This is a genomic window from Chryseobacterium sp. PTM-20240506, assembly GCF_048296755.1.
Lineage (GTDB): Bacteria > Bacteroidota > Bacteroidia > Flavobacteriales > Weeksellaceae > Chryseobacterium > Chryseobacterium proteolyticum.
Genome location: NZ_CP182581.1, coordinates 716,452 through 732,495, shown reverse-complemented (window position 1 = coordinate 732,495; position 16,044 = coordinate 716,452). Strand labels below are relative to the sequence as shown.

Here is a 16,044-nt window from a genome sequence, read left to right as displayed (position 1 = left end):
TTTATTATCAACAATAAGAGCATTTTTTATTTATTACATAATATTTTTATTCTTTCATTGTGATTTTATGATTACTTTTACAAAAATCACCTAACAATGAAAAATATAATTACTCTTCTTTTTTGCGCTTTATTAGGCCAGCAATTACAATCTCAAACCTTCATTCAAGTTTATCAGGACAGGGCTAACCAGGTTACACAAACCAATATTACAACCAATCTGCAGCAGTTCCAAAATCTTGGTGTAAAAACAACAGGTTCTACCAATAATGCCAATGCGCTTACGTGGATCAAAAACAAATATTTATCTTACGGCTACACAGCAAGCCAGATTGTTGAGGATCCATTTACCTTTGGAAGCACAAGTTCTAAAAACCTGATCATCACCAAAACAGGAACAGTATATCCTAATAAATATGTTATTATTTGTGGGCACTTTGATAGCATCGTAGGTCCGGGAACCAATGATAACGGTAGTGGTACTTCAATTATACTGGAAGCTGCCAGGATCCTTAGAAATGTTCCGACAGAATATTCTATCAAGTTTATTCATTTTTCCGGGGAAGAACAGGGATTAAGAGGAAGTTCTCATTATGTAAACAATGTAGCTTATCAAAACGGTGTTCGAAAGCTGGATATAAAACTGGTATTCAATCTTGACCAGGTAGGTGGAAAAATGGGGAATGTAAATAACAGAATATACTGTGATGAGGATCAGGGAGGAGTAAGCAGCAATAATGTGGCATCAAGTGCGGTTACACAACAGCTGGTAACCTGTACTACTCTATATTCTCCACTACTTACAGGGATTGATCCGGCAGAAGATACGGACTATATCCCTTTTGAACAGAAAGGAGAAGTAATTACAGGATACTTTGAGTATAAAAGAAGCAGTTATCCGCATACTGTGAATGATACCTTTGCGAATACAGACCCTGTATATATTTTCAATGTAGGAAAAGCAACGGTGGGGGCACTTCAGCATTTTGCAGTAGCATCCACTACGGCATCTTTAGTTTTGAATACCAAAGAAACCGCCGCAGATAAGCTTGAATCCATTAAAATTTATCCCAATCCGGCAAAAGATATTCTGAGTCTGGAATTACCATCTTCCGTTAGCAACTTCAGTTTTGAAATCACCGATCTGTTAGGTAGGTCTTTACTTAAGCAAGAAAACCAGACAAGAATTAATGTTTCTAATTTGCCAAAAGGGGTTTATTTAGGAAATCTTAAAGCCGATGAGCATACAGTAGTTAGAAAAATTATGATTGAATAATCACTTATACTATATATCTTAATACAAAAGCTTTCTATTTTTAGAAAGCTTTTGGTTTTTATAATTCTTTATTTTTTTGTGATCTTTATTACGTAACCTCCTCCTGACGCCATTGATACGGTTAATTTTCTATTGGCTGGAATGTCAATGACTTCCTTTTTGTAATCTTTAGCAACACGATTCGCGTTGATTCCATCTTTAAATACTTCACCTTTGAAATTGCCTTTTCCTAGGAATGATAAATCTAATTCTACAGTACGTGCATTCCAGTTGGTTAAAGCACCCATATACCAATCATCTCCTTTTTTACGGGCTATTGCTACATATTTTGCGACCTCACCATCTAAAGCTATGGTTTGATCCCAAATGGTAGGAACCTTAGCAATAAATTCTGTACATTCCGTTTCTGCCATATAATTTGACGGGCTATCACAAAGCATATTTAACGGAGACTCAAAGACTATATATTCTGCCAGCTGACGGCATCGTGTTCCCTGGCTCATAGCTTCACTATCAACACTTTTGAAATTATCTTTGGTTGCATTACGCATTGCTCCCTGAGTATAATCCATTGGACCTGCTATCTGTCGGATAAATGGAATGGTTACATCATAGGTCACCTGGTCAAGATGATCTGCCCATTTCATTTGCTCCAATCCGTTTACCCCTTCAAAATTAATAACATTAGGATAGGTTCGTTGTAGCCCTGTAGGTTTATATGTCCCATGATAATCTATCAACAACTTATATTTTGCAGCCATTGCTGCCCCTCTCCGGTGAAAGTCAACAATGATCTGGTCATCCCGATCCATAAAGTCTACTTTAAAACCTTTGATTCCCATTTCACTATAATGTCTGCAAACAGCTTCCATATCACGATCAAAAGCATAATACCCTGCCCAAAGAATAAGCCCTACTTTTTTGGAATTTGCGTAAGCAATCAATTCCGGCAGATTGATTTCAGGGACTACCTGAAAGAGGTCTGCTTTCTTATTCACTGCCCAGCCTTCATCAAGAATCACATATTCTATTCCATATTGAGCAGCAAAATCGATATAATATCGGTAGGTTTCATTATTAACCCCGGTCTTAAAATTTACATTGTACAAATTCCAATCATTCCACCAATCCCAGGCTACTTTTCCTGGTTTCACCCATGAATAATCTCCCTGAGAAGGAGTTGCCAATTTATAGACGATATCACTATCTGTCAAATCTGAGTCTTTCTCGGAAATAATAATGATTCGCCAAGGAAAGTCTGTCCCTTTATCGAATTGGGCAACAAAGTTTTCACGAGATTTTATGAGCATCTGCAAATTATTATGTCCCCCTTGCTGAACTTCTTTCGGGTAAGGTGCAAATACGCCTTTTAAACTATTGGATTTATCTCCCGGATATAAGAACATTCCCGGGTAATTGATCAGGTCAGATTCGGCAATACAAAGCTTTTTACCCTTTACCCCTTCTACAAGTAAAGGATTGATAGCTAGTCTTTTCTTATTCCATTCGGATAAAGGATAATGAAAATAAGGTTGTTCAAACGAGTTGAAAAATTGTTTTTCCAAAGGAGCTGTTTCCGGTTTATTGGTATAGTTGATAAAAGCTTTTTGATCTGCAGGGAAATTAAATTCAGCTTGTTCAGCCATTATTTTAAATGGCTTTTTAGCTAAAGACACAAATCTGTAAGCAATCCCTTCATCATAAGCTCTAAAAATAATATGATAATCTTTAAACTCTAATATCAGTTCATTATAATAGTCTTTAATTTGCTGGCGTTTATATATCCGCACATTGAAAGTCTGGTTAACTTTTTTTTCTGACGATCTTAAAAGTTTTCCATTTTTCCCATAGAAAGATCCATCATCAAGTGTCATGGAGATAGCAGATTTGTCGAGCATTACATCTCCATTGTGTAGCACGGAATACTCTACTGTTTTACCTACGTTGATGAAGGTTTTCAGTTTATTATCAGGAGAAGTGAGTATTAATTGTTTTTGAGCTGAAACCCCTGTAGGCAAAAGTATCAGACAGAATAAGATGAAAATAATAAAATCATTTTTTTTCATAAATATTACTGGGTATTTGTACAAATTCTGTTTATGGCATATTCTTTAAGGTTGTTTTGAAAATAAAATGTAAATTATGAAAAATGTTTTGAAAATATCATCTGCTTTATAAGTTTTTTATGCCTAATACTGCTATGGCGCTCAGAATGCAAAAACTGATTCTCCTATTAATGGAGGAATTACCTATCTCATAAATCCTAACTCTATAATTGATTTCTCTTCGGGAGCTGAAATATCAAGAGAATCCTCAGCATTCTTTATTGCTCTGGGCATTTCGTTCAGAACCAGATTGAAGAAATAATGTATATTACATAGGACAAAGAGGATTATATTCTTTAAAACACAAAACCCTATCTAAAAGCAGATAGGATTTCATTATTCATATAGCTAAAATTAGTCTAGTAATTAAAATTCAGAGACAAGGTATAATACCTTCCGTTTCCTCTTACATACTCTGCATCTCGTGCAGTGTACATTGAAGTTGGAGTATAATAGGTTTTATTCAAGACATTTTCTATTCCTAATCCTACCGTAATTACATTATTAAATTGGTAACTCCCTTGAAAATTAAAAAGGTTAAATTCCTTTACAGGACCTTCTCCTTCCTGATATTTTCCGGATACCGGTTCAAATTGTTCTCTTTTAAAGGAGTACATATGATAAACTCCTAATTGAAGCTTCTGGGATTTATTATTCCATTTGATATAAGAATTAAGTCTGGCTGGAGCGATCCTCAATCCGCTCAAATATTTATCATAGCTATTATCATTTTTCACGTCTACTTTTCCTTCCTGGTAAGTATAATTAGCTCCTATAATTAATCCTCTGGTCGGATATACGTTCATTGCCAGCTCTACTCCACTAATGTACTGTGGCGCTCTCAAAGGCGTCCAAAATCCGTTTACAGAGACCAGGTCTGCCCCCAATTTTGAATAATTATAAAAATAACTCGCTGAGAAATCAACAGCCCGGCCAATTTTACTGTTAAATCCAATCTCGTAATTATCAATAACAACAGGATCCGTATTGATTTCATTTAAAACATTAGTTTTAGCATCTCTCAGCACTCGTCCTAAATCATAAATATTAAATCCTCTTGAGTAAGAGGTAAAAGGCTGGAAAAAGTCAATTGCAACATAACTTACTCCTACATTATATGATATATTGGAATAATTTAACTGGCCTCCCTGCACATTAAATTCAGAGGCATTTCCAGAAGGCAATGTAGTATAATCCGGAACTTTTACAGACATCTTATCCCATCGTAATCCTGCTTTAACAGTTAAATCTTTGGTGATAAACAATTTACCTTGTACAAAAGGAGCAGCCGCCAGCATACTCATTTCAGGAACCCATATTCTTCCGTCTACCAAAGGCTGGCTTGTTTTCTCATTGAGTAAATCAAGACCATAGGTTAAAGAACCTATCAGCTCATTTCCTTTTTTAAATTCAGTATTAAAATCTGCCCTGAAACCATATTTCTTTTCCAAAATAGCCGATTGTCCCCCTGTTTTCCATCTTGGTGGGTTACGATAATCATAGATTGTATAAAAGTCCTGAAAATAAAGCGTTGTATTGAGGGAAGTCTGATGGAAAATATTTTTATTGATATATTTTAAATATCCGTTATGATTATATCTTGTTCCCTCTTTCACCCCTTCTCTGTTTCCTAATTTTCCTGTAGAAGGTCTTTCTCCATACTTTCCGATATCAAGAATATATTTAGAATCCTGTAAACTGGAATAATAATTATACATTAACTCCACTCTATTATCATCATCTATATTATATCCTATTTTTCCGAATACGTTTCCTACACTGGTTTCTCCTAATCCATATCTTGGATTTTGAACCAAATCATCACCGTCTATTTTCACTCCATTCTGAGTAATTGTACCGTTAATTAGGTAATCCCACTTTCCTAAGTTTCCAAAAAAACTCTGGGAAACCCTGTAGCCAGCGCCACCGTCCGATTTGAACATATTACTGTTGAATAAATCATGACTGGTAAAGCCCAAAACTGTTTTTCCTGAAAATGGTTTGCTCTTAGTATTTTTCTGAGTGATATAATTGATAATACCGCCCTCTGCACCATTTCCATAAATGGATGTTGCTCCTTTAACAACTTCAATACGTTCAAGTACTGACGGATCAATACTTCTGATCTCTCTGTCATTATTTCGTAACGGACTTGATTGAGGAATACCATCGATCATGATCAGTACATTTCTACCCCTCAGGGTTTGGCCTCTATTTCCTACGAGATTATTACCAAAAGCAAGTCCCGGAACTTTATAAGCTAATATATTACTGAGATCAGGAGATATCAGAGACTGCTCTTCAATTTCTTTTTTATGGATAATATGTACTGTAGAAGCCGTCTTTTTTACAATTTCGGGAGACCTTGATGCTGTGATAATAACTTCTTCAAGTCTCCTTTGATCAAGTGAATCTTTTTTTTGTGCATGTATTAAGGAAGCTGCGATCAAGCTTCCCAAACAAAAAATATTTTTTTTCATCTACGTGTTCTTATTTAGAATAATTAAAAGGCAAAAGTAATGCTTTTAATATTTTACTAAATAAGACAGATTCAACCCAATCAGATAAAATGAAAAACGATTGAATTATAAAAACTTATTTTAATGTAAAAAATCCAAAAATTCAATTAAGTAATTTTATTTTTTACACATTAAAAGATAAATGTCATGTTTACTAGCTAACCCACATCTAATATAATGTGCCAAATATTTTTATCTTCCATTCCTCTCCAGCAAAATGCGTTCAATGTCTTTCAGGGAAAAGTTTTTGGCTTTCAACAGAATTAAAAAGTGATACATCAGGTCCGCAGCTTCATCCTTAAACAATTTTTCATTATCGTCCTTTGCTTCGATTACCAGCTCTATGGCCTCCTCACCTACTTTCTGGGCAACCTTGTTGATACCTCTCTGATATAGTGAGTAGGTATAAGATCCCTCTGTTTTATCATCAATTCTTTGTCCTATTTTTTCCTCCAGCTCATATAAAAATCCCTTGGAATCTTTTTCACCAAAACAGCTAAAGCTTCCGGTATGACAAACCACATTTTTAGGAGTAGCTTTTATCAAAATAGTATCCTTATCGCAATCAATATCGATACTTTTTACCATTAAAAAATTCCCTGACTCTTCTCCTTTTGTCCATAATCTGTTTTTTGACCGGCTGAAAAAGGTAACAATTCCTTCCGCCCTGGTTTTGTTCCATGCTTCTTCATTCATATAGCCGAGCATTAAAACCTGTAAAGTCCGTGCATCTTGTATAATAACCGGAACCAGCCCGTTTGTTTTATTAAAATTGATCATTTCTTACCTGTATTTTTTTATATAATAATTCTTTTTTTACATCCTGAATATGAATTTCTCCAAAATGGAAAATACTCGCAGCCAAACCACCGGTAGCTTTTGTTTCCTGAAATACTTCTGTAAAATCTCCTATTGTTCCTGCCCCTCCTGAAGCAATTACGGGGATATTGACAATTTCAGACACCGCTTTGGTTATCCTGATATCAAATCCCTTTTTGGTTCCGTCACCATCCATTGATGTCAGAAGAATTTCACCGGCACCTAAAACTTCAGCTTTTTTAGCCCAATCCAAAGTTTTCAGCTCTGTTGCTTCTCTTCCGCCTTTAATGTGGACCCAATCTTCATTATACACGAATTTTGTGTCAATGGCAACCACAATACACTGACTTCCGAATTCATTGGCCAGATCTGTAATAAGCTGTGGTTTCTTGACAGCAGAAGAATTGATACTGATCTTATCTGCTCCCGCTTCAAGAAGTTTTCTTACATCTTCAATAGAATTGATTCCTCCGCCAACTGTAAAAGGAATGCTTAATTCTTTTGCGATATCCCGGACAAGTTCTACAAAGGTTTTTCTTTCTTCAATAGTAGCTGTGATATCGAGAAAGACCAGTTCGTCCGCACCGTCAATTTCATATTTTTTAGCCAGGCTGATCGGATCTCCTGCATTTCGGAGTCCTTCAAAATTAATTCCTTTCACGGTTGTCCCATCTTTAATATCAAGACATGGAATAATTCTTTTTTTAAGCATTTTCAATAAAGTTCTGAAGTTCTTTTAATTCAATTTTCCCCTCGTAAATAGCTTTTCCGATGATCGTTCCGGAACAGCCTATTTCTTTCATCCTATATACATCCCCGATACCTGAAATTCCTCCACTGGCAATCAGATTAACAGGAACATTCCCTAAAATATCCTGATACAGATCGATTGACGGTCCCTCCAGCATTCCGTCTTTAGAAATATCCGTGCAGATTACCTGCCTAATTCCTTTTTCTTTATATTGAAGGATAAAAGAGATTACATCAATTTGACTTTCTTCAAGCCATCCGGAAGTTTTTATTTTTCTGTTTTCACAATCAGCTCCGAGAATAATTTTTTCAGGACCGTATTTGCTGACCAAAGCGTAACAGAGTTCCGGATCCTGAACTGCAATGCTCCCGATAGTCACCTGACTTGCACCAGCATTAAGAGCCGTCTCAATATCTTCCGGTGTTTTTAATCCTCCTCCAAAATCAATTTGCAAGGAAGTCTCGCGAGCAATTGATTCCAATATTTTCTGATTTACAATATGCCTGGATTTAGCTCCGTCCAGATCTACCAGGTGGAGATACTGAATACCGGAATCTTCAAACTCTTTTGCCACCTCAAGGGGGCTTTCGTTATATATTTTCTTTGTGTTGTAATCTCCTTTAGAAAGACGTACACATTTTCCGTCAATAATATCAATAGCAGGAATGATCTTCATAATTACAGATTTAAAAAGTTTTGAAGTAATCTTGCCCCCACTTTCCCGGACTTTTCAGGGTGAAACTGGGTAGCAAAGAAATTGTCTTTTTGTAGTGACGCACTGAATGGAAGTATATAATCACAAACAGAAGTCGTATACTCAGAAAGCTCACAATAGTAGCTGTGCACGAAATACAGGTCATTTGTTTTTTCAATACCTGAAAAAACAGGACTCTTCAAATCGTTTACTGTATTCCATCCCATATGAGGAACTATATCATTCGCCGGAAATTTTTTGACATTGATATCAAAAATTCCCATTCCTGTAGTATTTCCTTCTTCATTATCTTTACACATCAGCTGCATTCCCAAACATATTCCCAATACCGGCTGTTTTAACCCGGGGATGAACGTATCAAGTCCTTTTTCCTTTAAAAGTTCCATTGTTGAAGATGCTTCTCCTACGCCAGGGAAAATCACTTTATCAGCCTGTTGAATAATAGTAAAATCATCACTGACCACTGATTCCACGTTTAACCTACCCAAGGCATTCTGAACGGATTGTACATTTCCGCCATTATATTTAATAATTGCAATCATCTTATAAGCTTCCTTTAGTTGAAGGTAAATTAAAATTCTGATCGGTCTGATTTACAGCCATCTTTAAAGCTTTGGCAAAAGCCTTAAAAACAGACTCGATCTTGTGATGCTCATTGCTTCCTTCCGCTTTAATATTCAGGTTGGATTGAGATGCATCGGAAAATGATTTAAAAAAGTGGAAAAACAATTCAGTAGGAACATCTCCTATTTTTTCTCTTCTAAAATCAGCATCCCAAACCAGCCATGGTCTCCCTCCAAAATCCAGAGCCACCTGGGCCAGACAGTCGTCCATCGGAAGTAGAAAGCCATATCTTTCAATCCCTTTCTTATTTCCTAATGCTTTAAGAACAGCCTGCCCCAGAACGATGGCCGTATCTTCTATCGTATGGTGTTCATCTACCTGCAGATCTCCCTTCACCTGAATACTTAGATCTAAATTTCCATGCTTTGAAATTTGCTCAAGCATATGATCAAAAAAGTGCAGTCCTGTTGAAATACTGGAGTTGCCTTTCCCATCGAGGTTAACTTCAATTTCTATTTCTGTTTCATTAGTCTTCCTTGCAACTTTTGCTTTTCTTGGCATATCTTTTAAAAACTGATAAATTTCCGACCATTCTTTGGTTGTCAAAGCAGCATTATCATCAGCCATTTCACTGATAAAAATTGCTTTTGATCCTAAATTTTTGGCCAACTGAATATCTGTCAATCGATCTCCGATAACGTATGAGTTTTCAAGATCATAATTTCCATAGATGTATTGACCAAGCATCCCTATTCCTGGCTTTCGGGTAGGAAGATTTTCACGTTCAAAACTTTTATCAATTAATATATCATTGAAAATTATTCCTTCATTTTTAAAAGCATTCAACATTTTTTCCTGAGGCTTAATAAAGTCTTCGTAAGGGAAGCTTTCAGTTCCCAATCCATCCTGATTGGTTACTATTACCAATTCATAATCCAGTTCCCTGGCTATTTTGGAAAGGTTTTGAAAAACACCCGGATAAAACTCCAGTTTCTCCAAAGAATCAACCTGAAAATCTGTAGGTGGCTCAATAATGAGTGTCCCGTCACGGTCTATAAACAGTACTTTTTTCATAATTACACTCTATTTAAAACAGCAATTAATTTCATATTTTCTTCTCTTGTTCCGATATTGATGCGTATGCAATCAGGAATAGCCGGAGCCCTTTTATTGGTAAGTACCTCATTGGCCAGTAACTTTTGATGAACCTGGTCTGCATTGGTAAATTCAACCAGGAAAAAATTGGCATCGGTAGGGAAAATTTTAGTCACGCATTGAAGCTTTTTGAGCTCATTGTTTAACCAGGCTCTTTCAATTAATATATTTTCAACATTCTGCTGAAACAAATCTATCTGATCGATGCTTTTTAAAATCAAATCCTGGCTTAAAGAATTAACGTTATAAGGAGCCTTCACAGTGTTGATGAGATTAATGATTTCTTTAGAAGCATAGGCGATCCCAACTCTTGCTCCCGCTTTTCCCCAGGCCTTTGAAAAAGTTTGAAGAACGATAAGGTTTGGATATTTCATCAGCAATTCCAGGCTGGATTTTTTATCTGAAAATTCAATATAGGCTTCATCGACTACTACAATTCCATCAAAATTCTGTAAGTAGAATTCAATATCATCGACACTGTTCCCCGTAGGATTATTAGGCGAACAAAGGAAAAATATCTTAGGCCGGTTTTCCATGGATATCTTGAGAAAGTTTTCCTTGATAATCTCAAAGTTTTCGTCAAGATCCATTTTGATCACCTTGTTTTCGTTGATCGTAGCATAAAATGCATACATCGCAAAAGATGGATTCATCATCATGATAGCGTCTTTTTTGGGCTCACAGAAAATCCTTATGATCAGGTCTATAAGCTCATCACTTCCGTTTCCGATTGCGATCTGCTCTGGAGATAGTTCCTTGAGATCTGCAATTTTATTTTTAAGCTTCTTCTGGGTAGAATCCGGATACCGGTTAAACTCTCCAAAAGGACTTTCATTGGCATCCATTAGAACCGGTGATTCAAATTCATTATGATCCCTGAAACTGATATAAGGTTGTAGCTCTAAAATATTCTTCCGTACAAATTGACTGATCGTTAATTGTTTCATCTATTTTTTATTTTTTAATCGTATTGAAACGGCATTCTTGTGGGCAAATAATCCTTCTGCCTCTGCCATTATTTCTATTGTTTTTCCCAAATTCTGCAAGCCTTTTGCTGAAAGCTCCTGAAAAGTGATTTTCTTTACAAAACTGTCCAATGAAACACCGCTGTAATTGCGTGCAAATCCGTTGGTAGGAAGTGTGTGATTGGTTCCACTGGCATAATCTCCGGCGCTTTCACAGGAATAGTTTCCTAAAAACACGGACCCAGCATTTTGAATTGAAGAAATAGATCCCTCAAAATTTTCTATTGCCAGAATAAGGTGTTCCGGACCATATAAATTGCTGAATTCTATTGCTTCTTCTACCGTATTAAGTAAAATAAAATAACTGTTGTTTAAAGACTCTTCCGCAAATTGATTCCTGGGAAGTTTTTTGATCTGATTATCTATTTCTTTGATCGTTTCAGTAAATATTCCAAAATCTGTAGAAATAAAAACAACCTGACTGTCACTTCCGTGTTCTGCCTGGGAAAGAAGATCAGCCGCACAGAAAGCAGGCACTGCCTGCTGATCTGCAATAACCAGAACTTCACTTGGCCCTGCAGGCATATCAATGGCTACCCCATAGTTTTGTGCATATTCTTTTGCTGCAACCACAAACTGATTTCCGGGCCCGAATATTTTATATACGTTTGGTATACTTTCCGTTCCGATAGCCATTGCTGCAATAGCCTGTGCTCCTCCTGCTTTAAATATTCTGGTCACCCCACAAATCATTGCGCTATAAAGAATGGCAGGATTAATATTTCCATTTTTATCCGGAGGAGTGCACAGAATAATTTCTTTACATCCGGCTAAACGGGCAGGAATAGCCAACATCAGAACCGTTGAAAATAAAGGCGCAGTTCCTCCGGGAATATAGATCCCTACTTTATCAACCGCACGATTTTCCCGCCAGCAAATCACTCCTTTTGTAGTCTCTATTTTTTTCGTTTCCGGTTGTTGCAGAGCATGAAATTTTGTAATGTTTTCGCTCGCCTCCTGAATTGCCTTTTTTAACGCTGGGCTGACCAAAGATTTCGCCTGTTCAATCTCGACTTGGGAAACTTCTATTTCTTCAATATCAGCAGAATCATATTTCTTCGTAAATTCAAGCAATGCTTTATCACCTTCCTCTTCTATCTTCCTGAATACTTCTGAAATAATTTCTGAGATTTCTTCTTTTTTCCGGGCAGGACGCTTAACCAGCTCCTTCCATGTTTCTTTTTTAGGATATCTGTGTATAAACATAATTAAATCACCATTTTATCGATTGGAATTATAAGAATATCTTGTGCTCCGTTGTCCTTGAGTTCATCAATAACGTCCCAGAACCTTTCTTCGTCAATAACGGAGTGAATACTGCTCCACCCTTTTTCAGCCAGGGGAAGTACGGTAGGACTTTTAAGAACCGGAAGTACTCTGGAAATATCTTTGATCTTATCATCAGGTACATTCATAAGAATATATTTGGAATTTTTTGCTTTGAGCACAGCCTTGACCCTGAATAAAAACCGATTCAGAATGTTTTCTTTTTCCTCATTCAACTGAAGGTTTTTAGCAAGTACTGCTTCAGATTTCAATAAGGTGATAGTCTCCCTTAATCCGTTTTTAAATAAAGTGCTTCCCGAACTTACAATATCACAGATCCCATCTGCCAATCCTATATTGGGAGCAATTTCAACAGAGCCTGAAATAACGTGAATATCTGCTGATACAGCATTTTCTGCCAGGAATTTTTTAAGGGTATTGGGATATGATGTAGCAATTTTCTTTCCCTGAAAATAATTCAGTTCATCGGTTTCTACATCTTTGGGAACTGCTAGAGAAACCCTGCATTTTGAAAATCCGAGCTTCTGAACAATTTCAATTTGCTTTTCTTTTTCTACCAGCAGGTTTTCACCTACAATGGCGATATCCACCACACCATCTTCAAGGTATTGAGGGATATCAGAGTTTCTGAGATACATGATTTCAAATGGAAAATTGTCTACAGAAACCTTTAGCTGGTCTTTTCCGTTGTTAACGAAAATTCCACAATCTTTTAAAAGCTGTAAAGAATCTTCATAAAGTCTGCCGCTCTTCTGGATGGCAATTTTTAATTTACTCATTGTTGCACATATTGGGTCTGAGTAAATGAAAAGTATTTTTGAAAAGTTTCCGGGAAGAATTTGAAACAAAAAACCGTCTGTTACTCAGACGGTTTTTAATTATTTTTTGATTTTAACACAGGCTACTATCAATCAATTCCGTCTTAGCAGAGATGATGATGATAATGATGTAGTGTTAAAAAATTCGGTTTCATGTTTGAAAATTGTGGTACAAATGTAGGACTTATTTTTAAATAACAAAATTTTTTTACAAAATTTCATGATATAAATTCATCAGTTCCTGTGCAATAGGTTCGTCATTAAACTTCTGAACAAACTCAAAACCCAGATCAGCACGACGTTTTCTTTCGGCCTGATTATCCCATAAAAATTGTATTTTGGATTGAATATCCAAATGATTTTCCGGATTAATATAAACGGAGTTCTTTCCTCCCGCTTCCGGCAGACTGCTTATATTACTTGTTATGGCAACGGTTTTTGAAAAAAGCGCTTCGATAACAGGGATTCCAAATCCTTCAAATAAACTGGGATAAATAAAAATATCAGCAAACTTATAGATAACGGCCAGTTCATCCATAGAAACTCCTTCTAAAAAGTGAACCTGATTTTCTAATTTATTCTTCCTGATGAAGGTTTCCAGTTTCTTATAATATCCGGTTTTCCGTCCTATAACAACCAAAGGAATTCCGGTTCCATTGATAGCCTTTAAAACATTTAAAAGATTTTTACGCTCCTCAATAGTCCCTACATTTAAAATAAATCTTTCCGGAAGTTTAAATTTTTCTTTTGTAGCTTTAATCAAATCTTCGGGCTGCTGTTCTTTAAAAGCCTTGTGACAACCCTGATAAATAACTTTAATTTTATTTTCAGGTACCTTCAGATATTGGATAATATCGTTTTTGGTCTGTTCTGAAATAGCAATAATTTTGTCTGCACTTTGCGCCGCCTTTTTAAATTTCCATAAATGAATCTTGCGGTCAAAAAATGAGTAATACTGAGGATATCTTACGAAAATAAGATCATGAATCGTTACAACCTTCTTTATTGGTTTTTTGTCCCATTTTAAAGGCAATTCCCCGGATAGACCATGAAAAATATCGGCTCCGCTTTTCTGGGCATCCTTTCCCATTTTGAACTGACGGGACATACTTCCTTTGGAGGTTTCAACAAACTGAACATTAGGGTTTTGAAGTATATCTGCCCCCCTGTCTGATTTATTTTTGTTGAGTAACAGGTACTGATTACTGGGAAAATATTCTGAAAGAATTCTTACAAGATCCCTGGAATAATTACCCAGCCCGGAAGTATTATGGAAAAAACGTTTAGCATCAAAAGCTATCTTCATGATTCTATCTTTTTTTGAAATTCCTGAAATGTTCCAAAGCTATACTTCTTATTTTTCAGCCATCCTATGAATTCATCAAACCTTTCGACCATATCAATTCCGGAATTTTTCACCGTAAAGCCGGGAAGTTTAAAGGCTTCATCCTTAATTTCAGCAAACTCCCATGGGTGAAAGTATATATTAAGATACTTATCTTTCTTCAGGCTATCTGAAGCTATTTTTTTATAGATGGAAAGGGGAAAATTATGGAAACTCAGCCAGAATAAAGGAATCCTGAAATTTGGAGAAACAGAAGCCGGAATCTGGGTAACATTTCCCTCTTTGAAGTAAGTCCTGGATACTTTCAGGTTATTATATCTTCCCGGTAAAAAAGTTGGATTAATCGAAGAATTATAAGAATAACCCGCTTTTTCCACTGCCATTTCATTAACAGGCATCATCCTTGGCATCCGCAGGCCGGTAACTTTTGCTGAAAATAACTCTTCAAGTTTCTCCCGGGATTCTTTTAAATGCTTTTCCTCAAATTCAGAATGAAACCATGTATGGGAAGCCAGTTCATGTCCTTCGCTTAACAATCTTTCGATTAAATGTTTACTGTTTTCTGCAAAGACAACAGTTGAAAAAAAAGTCGCTTTTACCTGATGTTTTTTCAAAAGGTCAAGTATTCTTTCCAATCCTTTCTGAGAAATAGAGATCTGCCTATCAAAAGGAATTTCTCCTTTATACTCTAATGGCATATCAAATTCCTCGATGTCAAAACTTAATAAAACCATTTATAATTTTTTATTTTTAATAATGTAATTAGGCCTTTCTTTAACCTGTTTAAAAATTTTGCCCAGATACATCCCGATAATTCCAAGGATGATAAGCTGTAAGCCACCAAAAAATACGATCGTCATAATCAAAGATGCCCAACCTGAAATTTCTGTATGAGACACAAAAGAATGAATCACATAGATTCCATAGCCGATCACTGATATTGCAGAAAACAGGAATCCCAAATAAGCCGCAATATAAAGAGGTTTTACGCTGAAAGCTGTTATTCCCGTGAAAGCAAAAGTTATCATCTTCTTGAGATTATAACTACTTTTACCAGCCAACCTCTCATTAGCCGTGAAATTAAGGGCTGTTTGTTTAAAGCCCATCCAGCTTGTCAGTCCTCTTAAAAATAAATCATCTTCATTGAATTGCCTCATTACTTCCACAGCACTGGCATCCAAAAGTCTGAAATCAGATCCTCCCCCTTTAGTAAGGTTTACATCAGAAAGATTAGATAACAGCTTATAGAAAAAATCGGATGTTTTCCTTTTAAAGAAAGAAATTTCTTTCGGATAGGTCCTTACCGTTAATACAACATCATAGCCTTCTTCCCATTTTCTGATCATATCAGGAATCAGCTCCGGAGGATGTTGAAGATCTCCGTCCATAGAAATCACAGCATTTCCGTAAGCCTGATCCATCCCTGCTTTTACTGCCGGCTGATGCCCGAAATTCCTTGAGAATTCAATAAATTTCACTTCATCATACAGCTCGGACAGTTCCTCAAGTTTTTGCTGTGTATTATCCCTGCTTCCGTCATTTACAAATATAATTTCGAAATCATAAGCCTTTAACCCGGAAAAAACCTCTTTGATCTTCTGATGGATCATAGCTACGTTTCCTTCTTCGTTATAGGCTGGTATTACAATAGAAATTTTTTTCATCG

Annotated in this window: 14 protein-coding genes; 1 reads left to right on the top strand and 13 read right to left on the bottom strand. The window is 36.2% G+C overall.

Annotated elements, in window-relative coordinates; genetic code table 11:
* The first annotated feature begins 96 nt into the window (after positions 1 to 96).
* Complete coding sequence (locus ACNFU2_RS03030) at positions 97 to 1,275, top strand: M28 family peptidase (protein ID WP_418123646.1); 1,179 nt, start codon at positions 97 to 99, stop codon at positions 1,273 to 1,275.
* A gap of 68 nt (positions 1,276 to 1,343) precedes the next feature.
* Here the strand turns inward: ACNFU2_RS03030 and ACNFU2_RS03025 are convergent, their stop codons facing one another.
* The 13 genes from ACNFU2_RS03025 to ACNFU2_RS02965 form a co-directional block, all read right to left on the bottom strand.
* Positions 1,344 to 3,341 (bottom strand): glycoside hydrolase family 97 protein, encoded by a 1,998-nt coding sequence (locus ACNFU2_RS03025; RefSeq protein WP_306612158.1) that lies wholly within the window; start codon positions 3,339 to 3,341, stop codon positions 1,344 to 1,346.
* Between the two features lie 398 nt (positions 3,342 to 3,739).
* Complete coding sequence (locus ACNFU2_RS03020) at positions 3,740 to 5,860, bottom strand: TonB-dependent receptor (RefSeq protein WP_418123644.1); 2,121 nt, start codon at positions 5,858 to 5,860, stop codon at positions 3,740 to 3,742.
* Positions 5,861 to 6,091: 231 nt separating this feature from the next.
* Positions 6,092 to 6,679 (bottom strand): bifunctional phosphoribosyl-AMP cyclohydrolase/phosphoribosyl-ATP diphosphatase HisIE, encoded by a 588-nt coding sequence (gene hisIE / locus ACNFU2_RS03015; RefSeq protein WP_306612154.1) that lies wholly within the window; start codon positions 6,677 to 6,679, stop codon positions 6,092 to 6,094.
* The gene (gene hisF / locus ACNFU2_RS03010; protein WP_273647914.1) at positions 6,666 to 7,430 is read right to left on the bottom strand and encodes an imidazole glycerol phosphate synthase subunit HisF; all 765 of its coding nucleotides are present in this window, start codon (positions 7,428 to 7,430) and stop codon (positions 6,666 to 6,668) included. Before hisF ends, hisIE begins: the two co-directional genes overlap by 14 nt.
* Positions 7,423 to 8,145 (bottom strand): 1-(5-phosphoribosyl)-5-[(5-phosphoribosylamino)methylideneamino]imidazole-4-carboxamide isomerase, encoded by a 723-nt coding sequence (gene hisA, locus ACNFU2_RS03005; RefSeq protein WP_306612151.1) that lies wholly within the window; start codon positions 8,143 to 8,145, stop codon positions 7,423 to 7,425. The genes hisF and hisA overlap by 8 nt, the downstream gene beginning before the upstream one ends.
* Positions 8,146 to 8,147: 2 nt before the next feature.
* Positions 8,148 to 8,726 (bottom strand): imidazole glycerol phosphate synthase subunit HisH, encoded by a 579-nt coding sequence (hisH, locus tag ACNFU2_RS03000; protein WP_306612149.1) that lies wholly within the window; start codon positions 8,724 to 8,726, stop codon positions 8,148 to 8,150.
* Between the two features lies 1 nt (position 8,727).
* Positions 8,728 to 9,822 (bottom strand): bifunctional histidinol-phosphatase/imidazoleglycerol-phosphate dehydratase HisB, encoded by a 1,095-nt coding sequence (hisB, locus tag ACNFU2_RS02995; RefSeq protein ID WP_306612148.1) that lies wholly within the window; start codon positions 9,820 to 9,822, stop codon positions 8,728 to 8,730.
* Positions 9,823 to 9,824: 2 nt separating this feature from the next.
* Positions 9,825 to 10,850 carry a histidinol-phosphate transaminase gene (gene hisC, locus ACNFU2_RS02990; protein ID WP_306612146.1) on the bottom strand — a complete coding sequence of 342 codons (1,026 nt, stop codon included), beginning with the start codon at positions 10,848 to 10,850 and terminating at the stop codon, positions 9,825 to 9,827.
* The gene (hisD, locus tag ACNFU2_RS02985; protein WP_418123640.1) at positions 10,851 to 12,134 is read right to left on the bottom strand and encodes a histidinol dehydrogenase; all 1,284 of its coding nucleotides are present in this window, start codon (positions 12,132 to 12,134) and stop codon (positions 10,851 to 10,853) included.
* A gap of 2 nt (positions 12,135 to 12,136) precedes the next feature.
* Entirely contained in the window at positions 12,137 to 12,994 is an 858-nt protein-coding gene (gene hisG, locus ACNFU2_RS02980) for an ATP phosphoribosyltransferase (RefSeq protein WP_172283016.1), read from the bottom strand.
* A 247-nt stretch (positions 12,995 to 13,241) separates the two neighbouring features.
* Positions 13,242 to 14,339 (bottom strand): glycosyltransferase family 4 protein, encoded by a 1,098-nt coding sequence (locus ACNFU2_RS02975; RefSeq protein ID WP_418123637.1) that lies wholly within the window; start codon positions 14,337 to 14,339, stop codon positions 13,242 to 13,244.
* Positions 14,336 to 15,112, bottom strand: a complete 777-nt coding sequence (locus ACNFU2_RS02970; RefSeq protein WP_172283020.1) for a polysaccharide deacetylase family protein — start codon at positions 15,110 to 15,112, stop codon at positions 14,336 to 14,338. Before ACNFU2_RS02970 ends, ACNFU2_RS02975 begins: the two co-directional genes overlap by 4 nt.
* On the bottom strand, positions 15,113 to 16,042 hold the full coding sequence (locus ACNFU2_RS02965) for a glycosyltransferase family 2 protein (protein ID WP_172283022.1): 930 nt from the start codon (positions 16,040 to 16,042) through the stop codon (positions 15,113 to 15,115).
* Positions 16,043 to 16,044: the final 2 nt, after the last annotated feature.

Coding starts and splice junctions, on each gene's coding strand:
- ACNFU2_RS03030 (WP_418123646.1), top strand. CDS start 97: ATGAAAAATATAATTACTCTTCTTTTTTGCGCTTTATTAGGCCAGCAA.
- ACNFU2_RS03025 (WP_306612158.1), bottom strand. CDS start 3,341: ATGAAAAAAAATGATTTTATTATTTTCATCTTATTCTGTCTGATACTT.
- ACNFU2_RS03020 (WP_418123644.1), bottom strand. CDS start 5,860: ATGAAAAAAAATATTTTTTGTTTGGGAAGCTTGATCGCAGCTTCCTTA.
- hisIE (WP_306612154.1), bottom strand. CDS start 6,679: ATGATCAATTTTAATAAAACAAACGGGCTGGTTCCGGTTATTATACAA.
- hisF (WP_273647914.1), bottom strand. CDS start 7,430: ATGCTTAAAAAAAGAATTATTCCATGTCTTGATATTAAAGATGGGACA.
- hisA (WP_306612151.1), bottom strand. CDS start 8,145: ATGAAGATCATTCCTGCTATTGATATTATTGACGGAAAATGTGTACGT.
- hisH (WP_306612149.1), bottom strand. CDS start 8,726: ATGATTGCAATTATTAAATATAATGGCGGAAATGTACAATCCGTTCAG.
- hisB (WP_306612148.1), bottom strand. CDS start 9,822: ATGAAAAAAGTACTGTTTATAGACCGTGACGGGACACTCATTATTGAG.
- hisC (WP_306612146.1), bottom strand. CDS start 10,850: ATGAAACAATTAACGATCAGTCAATTTGTACGGAAGAATATTTTAGAG.
- hisD (WP_418123640.1), bottom strand. CDS start 12,134: ATGTTTATACACAGATATCCTAAAAAAGAAACATGGAAGGAGCTGGTT.
- hisG (WP_172283016.1), bottom strand. CDS start 12,994: ATGAGTAAATTAAAAATTGCCATCCAGAAGAGCGGCAGACTTTATGAA.
- ACNFU2_RS02975 (WP_418123637.1), bottom strand. CDS start 14,339: ATGAAGATAGCTTTTGATGCTAAACGTTTTTTCCATAATACTTCCGGG.
- ACNFU2_RS02970 (WP_172283020.1), bottom strand. CDS start 15,112: ATGGTTTTATTAAGTTTTGACATCGAGGAATTTGATATGCCATTAGAG.
- ACNFU2_RS02965 (WP_172283022.1), bottom strand. CDS start 16,042: ATGAAAAAAATTTCTATTGTAATACCAGCCTATAACGAAGAAGGAAAC.